This is a genomic window from Staphylococcus gallinarum, from assembly GCF_029774255.1.
Classification (GTDB): Bacteria; Bacillota; Bacilli; order Staphylococcales; family Staphylococcaceae; genus Staphylococcus; species Staphylococcus gallinarum.
Genome location: NZ_CP069082.1, coordinates 2,564,877 through 2,578,161, shown reverse-complemented (window position 1 = coordinate 2,578,161; position 13,285 = coordinate 2,564,877). Strand labels below are relative to the sequence as shown.

The 13,285-nt window shown below is 33.9% G+C and carries 15 protein-coding genes; all 15 read left to right on the top strand.

Going from position 1 to position 13,285, the window contains the following annotated elements; genetic code table 11:
* Positions 1–551 precede the first annotated feature (551 nt).
* The gene (locus JN168_RS12350; protein WP_279525930.1) at positions 552–1,898 is read left to right on the top strand and encodes an aminotransferase class I/II-fold pyridoxal phosphate-dependent enzyme; all 1,347 of its coding nucleotides are present in this window, start codon (positions 552–554) and stop codon (positions 1,896–1,898) included.
* A 1-nt stretch (position 1,899) separates the two neighbouring features.
* The gene (tmk, locus tag JN168_RS12345) at positions 1,900–2,517 is read left to right on the top strand and encodes a dTMP kinase (protein WP_229366914.1); all 618 of its coding nucleotides are present in this window, start codon (positions 1,900–1,902) and stop codon (positions 2,515–2,517) included.
* A 26-nt stretch (positions 2,518–2,543) separates the two neighbouring features.
* A complete protein-coding gene (locus tag JN168_RS12340; protein WP_042739966.1) occupies positions 2,544–2,873 on the top strand; it encodes a cyclic di-AMP receptor DarA in 330 nt (109 codons plus the stop codon).
* Between the two features lie 143 nt (positions 2,874–3,016).
* On the top strand, positions 3,017–3,943 hold the full coding sequence (locus JN168_RS12335; RefSeq protein WP_042739967.1) for a DNA polymerase III subunit delta' C-terminal domain-containing protein: 927 nt from the start codon (positions 3,017–3,019) through the stop codon (positions 3,941–3,943).
* Between the two features lie 3 nt (positions 3,944–3,946).
* Entirely contained in the window at positions 3,947–4,750 is an 804-nt protein-coding gene (locus tag JN168_RS12330; protein WP_042739968.1) for a PSP1 domain-containing protein, read from the top strand.
* 15 nt (positions 4,751–4,765) lie between these two features.
* A complete protein-coding gene (yabA, locus tag JN168_RS12325; RefSeq protein WP_042739969.1) occupies positions 4,766–5,107 on the top strand; it encodes a DNA replication initiation control protein YabA in 342 nt (113 codons plus the stop codon).
* Between the two features lie 110 nt (positions 5,108–5,217).
* A complete protein-coding gene (locus JN168_RS12320) occupies positions 5,218–5,943 on the top strand; it encodes a tRNA1(Val) (adenine(37)-N6)-methyltransferase (protein WP_042739970.1) in 726 nt (241 codons plus the stop codon).
* On the top strand, positions 5,936–6,184 hold the full coding sequence (locus JN168_RS12315; RefSeq protein ID WP_042739971.1) for a GIY-YIG nuclease family protein: 249 nt from the start codon (positions 5,936–5,938) through the stop codon (positions 6,182–6,184). Before JN168_RS12320 ends, JN168_RS12315 begins: the two co-directional genes overlap by 8 nt.
* Before the next feature lie 3 nt (positions 6,185–6,187).
* On the top strand, positions 6,188–7,021 hold the full coding sequence (rsmI, locus tag JN168_RS12310) for a 16S rRNA (cytidine(1402)-2'-O)-methyltransferase (RefSeq protein WP_042739972.1): 834 nt from the start codon (positions 6,188–6,190) through the stop codon (positions 7,019–7,021).
* A gap of 336 nt (positions 7,022–7,357) precedes the next feature.
* Positions 7,358–9,337: a methionine--tRNA ligase gene (gene metG / locus JN168_RS12305; RefSeq protein WP_107511978.1), complete on the top strand. Its 1,980-nt coding sequence runs from the start codon at positions 7,358–7,360 to the stop codon at positions 9,335–9,337.
* Between the two features lie 27 nt (positions 9,338–9,364).
* On the top strand, positions 9,365–10,138 hold the full coding sequence (locus JN168_RS12300) for a TatD family hydrolase (RefSeq protein WP_042739974.1): 774 nt from the start codon (positions 9,365–9,367) through the stop codon (positions 10,136–10,138).
* A 133-nt stretch (positions 10,139–10,271) separates the two neighbouring features.
* Positions 10,272–10,820: a ribonuclease M5 gene (rnmV, locus tag JN168_RS12295; RefSeq protein ID WP_042739975.1), complete on the top strand. Its 549-nt coding sequence runs from the start codon at positions 10,272–10,274 to the stop codon at positions 10,818–10,820.
* Positions 10,821–10,823: 3 nt separating this feature from the next.
* Entirely contained in the window at positions 10,824–11,714 is an 891-nt protein-coding gene (rsmA, locus tag JN168_RS12290; RefSeq protein ID WP_042739976.1) for a 16S rRNA (adenine(1518)-N(6)/adenine(1519)-N(6))-dimethyltransferase RsmA, read from the top strand.
* Positions 11,715–11,813: 99 nt separating this feature from the next.
* Positions 11,814–12,077: a biofilm formation stimulator Veg gene (gene veg, locus JN168_RS12285; protein WP_042739977.1), complete on the top strand. Its 264-nt coding sequence runs from the start codon at positions 11,814–11,816 to the stop codon at positions 12,075–12,077.
* A gap of 348 nt (positions 12,078–12,425) precedes the next feature.
* The gene (ispE, locus tag JN168_RS12280; RefSeq protein ID WP_042739978.1) at positions 12,426–13,274 is read left to right on the top strand and encodes a 4-(cytidine 5'-diphospho)-2-C-methyl-D-erythritol kinase; all 849 of its coding nucleotides are present in this window, start codon (positions 12,426–12,428) and stop codon (positions 13,272–13,274) included.
* The last annotated feature ends 11 nt before the right edge of the window (positions 13,275–13,285 follow it).

Sequence of the window (13,285 nt, the reverse complement as noted above, 5' to 3'; positions counted from 1 at the left end):
TCATTCTGACAAGTAGAAAGCGTTTGAAGCTGACGAATTGAACGAACGACGACTTGAACTTACGCGTGGTAAGTGAAAGAGGAGAAAGAGAAAATGAGGAAAGATGCGAGCGCTTGACTACATGTCAGAAAAGCTCCATAGCGCCGATGGTAGCAGACTTACGTTCCGCAAGAGTAGGGTAAGTGGAATATAAGAGCCAAAGCGCTTATATAAGTACCACTAAACTAAAAAGGTAGAAAATAGAAATCTTTAATACATAGATTAATAGATATGATGTCATAAAAACAACTGTAATAAGTGGTACTTTACAGGCAAGTAGAGACCGTAAGGTCTCTTTTTTTTATATCCAAGGAGCTTAACTTCTGAATACTTTGACAAGTAGAAAGCGTTTGAAGCTGACGAGTTGAGCGAACGACGATTTGAACTTACAGGTGTTAAATCTGACTATATTTAAAGAGGTGCCTAATAGCATCTCTTTTTTATGTTAAAATACATGTTGATACTGTCGAAGAAATAATCATGTTATATATATGATTATGAAAGGAGATATTATGTCTAAACCATTGAGCGATAAATTAGATGCGTTTTTGGATGAAGAAGCAATTTCATTACATGTTCCTGGTCATAAAAATATGACAATTGGTAATTTGGACCAACAATTGTCATTTAAAAAGGATATGACTGAAATTACTGGTTTAGATGACTTACATCATCCAGAAGAAATCATTTTGAAAAGTATGGAAACGATAAATAAGCATAAGGATTATACAGCTTATTTTTTAGTTAATGGTACTACATCTGGTATATTATCGGTAATTCAGGCGTTTTCAACATTGCCTGGGAAATACATTGTTGCAAGAGATGCGCACAAATCTGTATTTCATGGTCTTGATTTGGCGAATGCAACTGCAACTTTATTAGAAATGAAGTTAAGTGAAATGACGAATCAATATGTAGGTCCTAATGTAAAAGCGGAAATTAAAGATTTTGAAGATGGCAAACTAGGTATTTTCACATATCCTAATTATTATGGTGAATGTTTTGATGTTCAAACAATGATTAATCGCTTTAAAGAGAAGGAGATACCAGTATTAATTGATGAAGCACATGGTGCACATTTTGATTTGAACGGATTTCCAACTTCTTCTTTAAATATGGGAGCAGATTATGTCGTACAATCTTATCATAAGACATTACCGTCACTGACTATGGGGTCTGTTATTTTTATACATAAAAATGCACCATTAAAGGAAATGGTACTTAAATATATGACGTACTTTCAAACATCAAGTCCTTCATATTTAATAATGTCTAGTTTAGAATTAGCGCAGCGTTTCTATGAAAATTATGATAGTGATCAGTTCTACAGTAAGAGAGCCCAACTTGTGAAAAAAATTAAAGCAAAAGATATTGAAGTATTAGAAGTAGAGGATAACCTAAAATTAATAATCAGATGTCCTGGTTATACAGGATATGAATTACAACAGTTATTTGAGGAAAAAGGCATCTATGTTGAATTAGCAGATGCGTTTCAAACATTATTAGTATTACCTCTATGGCATAGTGAAGATAGATATCCATTTGATACATTGTTAAATAGAATAAATGAAATCAAGATAGAACGACGTGAACCTATTGAAACAACTAAGGTAGATATTCGTTTACAAAGTGGTAAATATTATTCTGGAATTATTGAGAAGACACGCTGGATAGATATTGATAAAGCAGAAAATGAAATTCTAGGAAATGATATTGTTCCTTATCCACCTGGTATACCAGTGATGTTTAAGGGAGAAACAGTAACACAAAATATGATAAAATTAATGAATTATTGGTACGCTCAACATGTTAGGGTTGAAGGTATTAAAAAACATAAAATTGAAGTTAAGGATGAATAAGATGTCAGCATTTATTACTTTTGAAGGTCCAGAAGGATCAGGGAAAACCACAATTATGCAAGCAGTCGCAGATAAATTACAACAAGATTATAAAATTGTGATGACACGCGAACCCGGTGGTGTAAAAACAGGAGAGAAAATTCGTGAATTATTGTTGGATGGTGATGCGATGGATGAAAGAACAGAGGCATTGCTATTTGCTGCTTCAAGACGTGAACACCTCGTTGGAAAGGTTATGCCAGCTTTAGAAAATGGAAATATTGTATTATGTGACCGCTACATTGATAGTTCTTTAGCATATCAAGGTTATGCAAGGGGTATAGGTATATCAGAAGTTAAATCCATTAATGAATTTGCTATCGACAATATGTACCCTGATGTAACGATTTACCTTGATGTCAGCGTGGAAGTAGGGAGACAGCGCATTGTTGAAAACCAGCGTGTTCAAAATAGACTTGATTTAGAAAGTGTAAATTTTCACGAAAAAGTGGTTGAAGGTTATAAAAAAATTATTCATAATGAGTCTGAACGTTTTATCATAATAGATGCCGAGAAAAGTATTGATGAGGTTGTGACCGATACTTATAATTCTATCATCAAATACTTAGAAAAATTATGATATAATATTGGGAAGAGGTGTTTACTATGAAAATGATAATTGCAATCGTACAAGATCAAGATAGTCAAGAGCTGTCAGATAAGCTTGTTAAACATAACTTTAGAGCAACAAAATTAGCAACGACAGGTGGATTTTTACGTGCTGGTAATACAACATTCTTATCAGGTGTAGAGGACGACCGTGTAGACGAAATGTTAAAGGTAATCGATGACACTTGTGGTAACAGAGAACAACTCGTTTCACCAATTACGCCTATGGGTGGCAGTGCGGATTCTTATATTCCGTATCCAGTAGAAGTAGAAGTTGGAGGAGCAACAGTATTTGTAATGCCTGTTGAATCTTTCCATCAATTTTAACAATATGGTTGCTATATATAGTAACCATTCTAAGTGAGTGGAAATGAAAAGGTGTTGCTATCAAAGAACCTTTTTATATTAATCATTTACTTTGAGTGGCACTGTGTATAAGCAGCCTTTTTATATAAAGGAGTAACTTAAAGATGGATGAAAAAGCAAAACTGACGAAGGCATATCATTCAAATAAGTTGTCACATGCATATTTATTTGAGGGCGATGATGGCCAAACGATGAAACAAGTGGCGATTGATTTTGCGAAACTTATTTTATGTGATCAAGATGAACAATGTCAGTTAAAGGTATCTACGTTTAATCATCCTGATTTTATGTATATTTCCACTGAGGAAAATACGATAAAAAAAGAACAAGTCGAACAATTAATACATCATATGAATCAATTACCTATTGAAGGTAATTACAAAGTATACATTATTGAAGCCTTTGAGAAGTTAACTGTTCAAGGTGAAAACAGTATATTAAAATTTTTAGAAGAGCCTCCTGACAATACCATCGCAATTTTATTATCTACGAAGCCTGAACAAATATTAGATACCATCCATTCAAGGTGTCAGCATGTTTATTTTAAACCAATTGATAAGGTGAAATTTATAGATAGATTAGTTGAGCGAGAGATTTCTAGACCTATTGCGGAACTGATCAGTACATATACGACACAAATTGAGACGGCAGTTTTATTGAATGAAGAGTCAGATTTAGCTTCACTGCGCAAAAGTATAGTGAAGTGGTGTCAACTGTTGTTAACAAATCGTCCAATGGCGCTTATTGCAATTGTAGATTTGTTGAAACAAGCTAAGACCAGACGTTTACAGCTGGTAACATTAGCAGCTGTTAATGGTTTCTTTGAGGACGTCATGCATGCTAAAGTGGGCATTACTGATGATTTGATATTTCGTGATTTACAAGATGACATTCAAAATTATGCGCGTAAATTAACTTATAATCAAATTATTTTAATGTATGATCAAATTACAGAAGCACATAAGAAGTTAAATCAAAACGTGAATCCAACGTTAGTCTTTGAACAGATAGTAATAAAAGGGGTGAAATAAATAATGCAAAATGTAGTGGGAATTGAATTTCAAAAGTCAGGGAAAATGGAGTATTATTCACCTCAACAATTCGATTTGCGAGTAGGTAATTGGGTTGTTGTTGAATCAAAACGTGGCGTAGAAATGGGCAGAGTAAAATATGAGCCACTTGATGTTGCCGATGAGGATGTAACATTACCATTAAAAGAAATCATCCGTCTTGCTACAGATGAAGATATTGAAAAATATGAAAAAAATGAGCGTGATGCTGAAGTAGCATTTGAATTATGTAAAGATACAATTCAGCAACAAGCGTTAGATATGAGGCTTGTTAACTGTGAATATACATTAGATAAATCGAAAGTAATATTTAATTTTACGTCGGATGATAGAGTAGATTTTAGAAAGTTAGTAAAAGTTTTAGCTCAAAAATTAAAGACACGTATTGAATTAAGACAAATAGGTGTGAGAGATGAAGCGAAATTGTTAGGTGGCATAGGACCATGTGGGCGTTCATTATGCTGTTCTACATTTTTAGGTGATTTTGAACCAGTTTCTATTAAAATGGCTAAAGATCAAAATTTATCTTTAAATCCTACAAAAATTTCTGGCGCTTGTGGTCGTCTTATGTGTTGTTTGAAATATGAAAATGATTATTATGAAGAAGCGCGTGCGCAATTACCTGATGTAGGAGATCATATTGAAACGCCTGAAGGGAATGGAAAGGTTGTAGGCCTAAATATTCTAGATATTTCAATGCAAATTAAAGTAGAAGGTTTGGAACAACCCTTAGAATATAAAATGGAAGAATTAGAAGCGTTAAATTAGGAGGCTTTAACCAAGTTGAACCGAAGTGAAATATTTGAAAAACTTGCGCATTTAGAGTCGAACATTAATCAAATTAATAATGATATGGTTAACTTGAAACATTTGACTGTAGAATTAATTGAGGAAAATGTGGCACTGCAAGTTGAAAATGAAAATTTAAAGACATTAATTGATAAAGAAGAGGCGCCTAAAAAGGTTGAAAATAATAAAAAAGGACAACTAAAAAAGCCGCTTAGAAGTAAAGATAATTTAGCTATGTTATATAAAGAAGGTTTCCACATTTGTAATGGAGAACTATTTGGAAAGCATAGAAAAGGTGACGATTGTCTATTTTGTTTAGAAGTATTAAGTGAATAGTGAATTATAGTGTACTTATGAGTAAATCATAAATGGTGTTGAGGATGAGGTGTAGCGATAGGCTTAATGAGCATCGCCATCTTATCCTCTTTTTTGGGAGGTAGAATTTGATGTTGAACGATGGAGAGCGGTTAGATTGTTTAATAAAAGAAAATTTAAAAATTATACAAAATGATGATGTTTTTTCATTTTCTACAGATGCCTTGTTACTTGCACACTTTACAAAGGTTAAGAAAAATGATCAAATATTAGATATTTGCACAGGTAATGGTGTGATACCTTTATTACTATCTGATAAAGGCAATCAGCAAATAGCAGGTATAGAAATTCAAGAACAATTGGTTGATATGGCGAATAGAAGTATTGCGTTGAATCAACTTGATGAGCGTATTACCATGCATCATATGGATTTAAAGGATGCACATAAAGTTTTTAAACCTGCACAATATAGTCTGGTAACGTGTAATCCGCCTTATTTTAAAGTAAATCAACAACATCAACATCAAAAGGATGCACATAAAATAGCAAGGCATGAAATTATGTGTACGCTTGAAGATTGTTGTTTTGCAGCGAGGCATTTATTGAAACAAGGTGGTAGATTAGTAATGGTGCATCGTGCTGAAAGGTTGATGGATGTACTAAGTCAGATGCGAGCATTTCAAATTGAACCTAAGAAATTATATTTTATATATAGTAAAGAAGGAAAGTCTGCACATACGATAGTAATAGAAGGCAGAAAAGGTGGGAATCAAGGTTTAGAAATACAGCCCCCATTTTATATTTATCAACAAAATGGTACATATAGTGAAGAAATGAGAGAAATATATTATGGATAGACATTATATTTATATTGTTAAATGCAATGATGGTAGTTTATATACAGGATATGCCAAAAATGTTGAACAACGAGTTGCGAAACATAATAATGGACAAGGCGCGAAATATACAAAAATAAGGCGACCAGTAAAATTAGTTTATCAAGAAACCTTTGATAATAAATCCGATGCCTTAAAGCGAGAATATGAAATTAAAACTTATAGCAGAGCTAAAAAATTAAAACTAATAAGTGAGGAATAACAAATGGCGACATTATATTTAGTAGGTACTCCGATTGGGAATTTAGCAGATATTACGTATAGAGCCGTTGATACATTGAAAAATGTAGATTTAATTGCTTGTGAAGATACAAGAGTTACTAAAAAATTGTGTGCACATTATGATATTCAAACCCCATTGAAATCTTATCATGATCATAACAAAGAGCAACAGACAGCTTATTTAATTGAACAATTACAACAAGGTTTAAGTATTGCACTTGTATCGGATGCGGGGTTACCATTAATCAGTGATCCTGGTTATGAATTAGTAGTAGAAGCGCGACAACAACAATTGAGAGTAGAAACGGTTCCGGGCCCCAATGCAGGTTTAACGGCTCTAATGGCTAGCGGATTGCCGTCTTTTACTTATACATTTTTAGGATTTTTACCACGCAAAGAGAAACAGAAAATTGAAATTTTAGAGCAACGTATGTATGAAGATAGCACCTTAATAATATACGAATCGCCCCATAGAATTAAAGATACGTTAAAGGCAGTAGCTAAAATTGACGCGCAACGACGCGTATCAATTGGGAGAGAACTGACTAAGAAATTCGAACAAATTGTTACGGCAAGTGTAGATGAGTTAATTAGGCAATTTAATGCAGAGGAAATCACTGTGAAAGGTGAGTTTGTATTATTAATTGAAGGTGAAACGGCAAAAGATGATGATACGTGGTATGAAACAATGACTATAACTGAGCATGTCGATTATTATGTTAATCAAGGAATGAAGCCTAAAGCTGCGATCAAGCAAGTGGCAGAAACGAGAAATATGAAAACAGGTGATGTCTATAATACGTATCATGGCGTGTGACATAGGGAGCGTTGAGAAATTAAAATACACAAAGCTTGAGATGATGAGAATTTAAGTTAAATTGTTGATTTAATTTCATATTAAAACATGAAAAAATATGTTGAAAATCCCCATAAATAGCACGATTTATGGTAATGTAGATTAGATAGAGTTTATTTATCATATTTAATGAAACACTAATATTAGCTACGAAAACAACTACGATATGAAGAGTATTCTATCCGATGAAATTTAAGAAACTGATATGATAAATGTATTGAAAATTAACGTCAATTTCATTGAAATTAGAAATGAATTTAGATAATTTAAAAGTATAAGAATCTAGGAGGAACATTGATGGCGAAAGAAACATTTTATATCACTACACCAATATATTATCCAAGTGGGAATTTGCATATCGGCCATGCATATACTACTACTGCTGGTGATGTAATCGCACGTTATAAAAGAATGCAAGGCTATGATGTTCGTTATTTAACAGGTACGGATGAACATGGGCAAAAGATTCAAGAAAAAGCCCAAAAGGCTGGGAAAACAGAATTAGAATATTTAGATGAAATGATAGCGGGAATTAAAGATTTATGGAATAAATTAGAAATTTCGAACGATGATTTCATTCGTACAACAGAAACGCGTCATAAGGAAGTTGTACAACAAATTTTCGAACGATTATTAGCTCAAGGCGATATCTATTTAGGTGAATATGAAGGTTGGTATTCAGTTCCTGATGAAACATACTATACGGAAACACAATTGGTTGATCCTGTATACGAAAATGGAGAAATCGTAGGCGGTAAGAGCCCAGATTCAGGTCATGAAGTTGAATTAGTCAAAGAAGAAAGTTACTTCTTTAATTTATCAAAATATACAGATCGCTTATTAGCGTTCTATGACGAGAACCCTGATTTCATTCAACCACCATCACGAAAAAATGAAATGATTAATAACTTTATCAAACCAGGTCTAGAAGACTTAGCTGTTTCTAGAACGTCATTTGATTGGGGTATCCGAGTTAAGTCAAACCCAAAACATGTCGTTTATGTTTGGATTGATGCCTTAGTAAACTATATCTCATCTTTAGGTTATTTATCTGATGACGATAGCCTATTTAACAAATATTGGCCAGCTGATATTCATATTATGGCAAAGGAAATTGTACGTTTCCATTCTATTATATGGCCTATTTTATTAATGGCTTTAGATATTCCATTACCGAAAAAAGTATTTGCACATGGTTGGATCTTAATGAAAGACGGTAAAATGAGTAAGTCTAAAGGTAATGTAGTTGATCCAAACGTATTGATTGATAGATATGGTTTAGATGCAACACGTTATTATTTAATGCGTGAATTACCATTTGGTTCTGATGGCGTATTTACACCTGAAGGTTTTGTTGAACGTACGAATTATGATTTAGCTAATGATTTAGGTAATTTAGTAAATCGTACTATATCAATGATTAATAAATACTTTGATGGTGAATTACCTGCATATCAAGGTGCCAAACATGAATTAGATGAAGAAATGGAACAAATGGCTTTAGACACAGTTAAAACATTCCATGATAATATGGATGATTTACAATTCTCAGTTGCACTTTCAACGGTATGGAAATTAATTAGCCGTACGAATAAATATATTGATGAAACAACGCCATGGGTACTAGCTAAAGACGAAAGTCAAAAAGATATGTTAGGCAACGTGATGGCACACTTAGTGGAAAACATTCGAATCGCAGCTGTGTTGTTGAGACCATTCTTAACACATGCGCCAAAACAGATTTTTGAACAATTAAACATTAATTCTCCAGAATTACATGAACTTAGCAGTGTGGAACAATATGGTGCTCTACAGCAACCAATCGTGGTTATCGATAAACCACAACCAATATTCCCACGTTTAGAGAGCGATGTTGAAATAGATTATATTAAACAATCTATGCAACCACCAAAATCAGAAGAACCAGAAGAAGTGGAAGCAGCACCAAGTAAAGCGCAAATAGATATTAAAGATTTCGACAAAGTTGAAATTAAAGCGGCAACGATTATAGATGCTGAAAATGTTAAAAAATCAGATAAACTCTTGAAAATTCAAGTGGATTTAGATACCGAACAACGTCAAATTGTGTCTGGAATTGCACAATATTACCAACCAGAAGATATTATCGGTAAAAAAGTTGCGGTTGTTACAAACTTAAAGCCAGCAAAATTAATGGGTAGAACATCTGAAGGTATGATATTATCAGCTGAAAAGGATGGCGTATTAACATTAGTAAGTTTGCCAAACGCTATTCCTAATGGTGCAGTCATTAAGTAATCATGAATTAAGGAGCGTCGTTAAATCATGTTAATCGATACACATGTTCATTTAAATGCAGAACAATACGATGAAGATTTAGAAGAAGTTATTCAACGCGCAAGAGATAATGGCGTCGATCGTATGTTTGTCGTTGGTTTTGATACACCAACGATTGAACGTACGATGGAATTAATTGATCAATATGACTTTATTTACGGTATTATTGGTTGGCATCCTGTTGACGCAATAGATTGTACAGAAGAACGTTTAGAATGGATAGAAAAATTGTCAGAACATCCGAAGATTATAGGTATAGGAGAAATGGGATTAGATTATCATTGGGATAAATCTCCTAAAGATGTACAACAGGATTTGTTTAGAAAGCAAATCGCTTTGGCAAAACGAGTACAGTTACCAATAATTATTCACAATAGAGAAGCAACACAAGACTGTGTAGACATTTTAAAGGAAGAGCATGCCGAAGAAGTAGGTGGCATCATGCACAGTTTCAGTGGTTCTCCAGAAATTGCTGATGAAGTGATTAACAAGTTGAATTTCTATGTATCACTCGGAGGTCCGGTGACATTTAAGAATGCTAAACAACCTAAAGAAGTTGCAAAGCATGTACCATTTGATAAATTACTCGTAGAAACAGATGCGCCCTTCCTATCCCCACATCCATACAGAGGGAAAAGAAATGAGCCAGAACGTGTAACGTTAGTCGCTGAGCAAATTGCTGAATTACGTGGTGTGAGTTATGATGAAGTTTGCCGTCAAACAACTGAAAATGCTGAAAGATTATTCAACTTAAAAGCATAAAGATATTACAAAAGATGTCGGTCTGAGTTAGGGCTTAGTTATGATTGAGAATACTAAGTAATTACCATAAATTCTGCCGACGTCTTTTTTATTTGCAAATGGACAAGTAAAGTGATGAAAGGTGAAGCTATAATTGAAGATTAATGAATTTATCGTAGTAGAAGGTAGAGATGATACCGAAAGAGTAAAAAGAGCGGTTGATTGTGATACGATAGAAACTAATGGCAGTGCAATAAATCAGCAAACATTAGATGTTATAGCACAAGCATATGAGACACGGGGTGTCATCGTATTAACTGATCCAGATTTCCCAGGAGATAAAATAAGAACGACGATTCAAAAGCATATTCCAGGTGTTAAACATGCATATATAGATAGAGAAAAGGCTAAAAGCAAACGTGGCAAAATTGGTGTAGAGCATGCACGTATTGAAGATATTAAAGAGGCTTTATTGAACGTAAGTACGCCTTTTGAAGAAGGTCACGAATCGATTGATAAGCATGTGTTGATTGATTTAGGTTTAATTATCGGACCAGACGCTAGGCGAAAGCGTGAAATATTAGGTAGAAGGTTGCATATTGGTCATTCAAATGGGAAGCAATTGCTCAATAAATTGAATGCATTTGGTTATACAGAACAAGATGTTCGAGACGCTTTAAACAATGAGAAAGGAAGTGAGTAATGGGTGAATCATAAAGATATTGCAACACCTTCACGTACAAAGGAATTATTGAATTATTATGGTTTTAGCTTTAAGAAAAGCTTAGGACAAAACTTTTTAATCGATGTCAACATTATTCACAATATCATTGATGCCAGTGATATTGACGAAGAAACAGGGGTTATTGAAATTGGACCGGGTATGGGTTCATTAACTGAGCAACTAGCCAAGCATGCTAAGCGTGTAATGGCATTTGAAATTGATCAACGATTGATACCTGTATTGGCAGATACATTATCCCCATATGACAACGTAACTGTTATAAATGAAGATATATTGAAAGCGGATATTGCGCGCTATGTTGAGACACATTTGGCAGATTGCAAGAAAATCATGGTAGTAGCTAACTTGCCATATTATATTACCACGCCAATCTTGTTAAATTTGATGCAACAATCATTACCGATTGATGGTTATGTCGTTATGATGCAAAAGGAAGTCGGAGAACGCTTAAATGCTAAGGTTGGTACAAAAGCTTATGGCTCATTATCTATTGTTGCTCAATACTACACCGAGACGAGTAATGTATTGACAGTGCCGAAGTCAGTATTTTTACCGCCACCTAATGTCGATTCGATTGTCGTCAAGCTAATGAAACGAGATGCACCACTTGTTACCATTGATAATGAAGAAAAATTCTTCCAAATGACAAAGGCTGCGTTTGGACAAAGACGAAAAACAATAAATAACAACTACCAAAGTTTATTTAAAAATGGAAAAGAACACAAACAGCTTATTGCTGAATGGTTAGAAGCGGGTGGAATAGATCCAAGAAGACGTGGAGAAACACTTTCAATTAAAGAATATGCAGATTTATATAATGAATTGAAAAATTTCTCAGAATTAGAATTTTAAATTATTGACAAGTAGCTTGCACCTTGCTAAAATTGATATTTTATTTGACAAAATAGCGCATTTTGTGTTATTATACAACTTGTAGCGAGGTGGAGCAATATGTCAAAATCTATTGGAGACATCAAAAATACTCTTGATTGTCAATTAGGAAACCGTATTGTACTAAAAGCGAATGGTGGTCGTAAGAAGACGATTGAACGAAGTGGTGTATTGAAAGAAACATACCCATCAGTTTTTATCGTTGAGCTTGATCAAGATAAACATAACTTTGAGCGTGTGTCTTATACATACACTGACGTTTTAACAGAAAACGTACAAGTTTCATTTGAAGAAGATAACCATCAAGAAGCAGTTGCGCACTAATTAAAAAGTAATAATGAGGTTGAGTTTGACTATATAGTCGGACTTTTTAATTTATACTTTAAATTTAATGAGATATAGAAGAGGGTATGTTGACGTTATCGACGTTAGCATACCTTTTTTGTTTGTCGTTGAATATGCTAAAATAGAACTAATTTTATGAATGAATTTCAGATATTGCGATATTGGTTTTCAATGAGCTGACTAGCGACTATGTTTAGCATAAAAATGATACTGATTTTATGAGATGTACAACATATTTCACTAAGTTTTAATAAAACCGACAAATCAATTCGTACAATATGTTAAAATCGTTGTATTACCATATCGTATTTGAAAGAGGGTGGACATATGATCTATGAAACAGCGCCAGCTAAGATAAACTTGACGCTAGACACACTCTTTAAACGAGATGATGGTTTTCATGAAGTTGAAATGATAATGACGACTATAGATTTAAATGATCGCTTGTCATTTGAGCTGCGACAAGACAATAAGATTGTTGTCGATGTTGAACAAACTTATGTTCCCTCTAATAGTAAAAATTTGGCATATAAAGCTGCAGAATTAATGAAGAAAACCTATAATTTACAACAAGGTATTACAATAACTATTGATAAAAATATACCGGTTTCGGCAGGATTAGCAGGTGGATCAACTGATGCTGCGGCAACAATGAGAGGGATGAATCGCCTCTATAAATTAAATAGGCCATTAGAAGAACTATGTGAGCTTGGTATTTCGATAGGAACAGATATCCCATTTTGTATTTATGGTAAAACCGCTCTATGCAAAGGTAAAGGAGAGAAAATCAACTTTCTAAACAAGCCGCCTTCTGCATGGGTCGTTGTTGCTAAACCTAATATTGGAATATCGTCACCAGATATATTTAAGAAATTAGATTTAAGTCATTTGCAAACTATCAATACGGAAGACTGCAAAACGGCTTTAAACACAGGGAATTATGAATTGTTATGCAGTAGCCTTTCAAATCAACTGGAACCTGTTTCGAGCAAGGTGTGTCCTGAAATTTTAAAAATAAAACGCAACATGCTGAAAAGTGGTGCAGATGGTGCAGTGATGAGTGGTAGTGGACCAACAGTTTATGGACTGACACAAAAGGAACGACAAGCAAGACATGTGTATAATGCAGTGAATGGCTGTTGTAATGAAGTGTATTTAGTAAGATTATTAGGATAGGAGAAGGGATG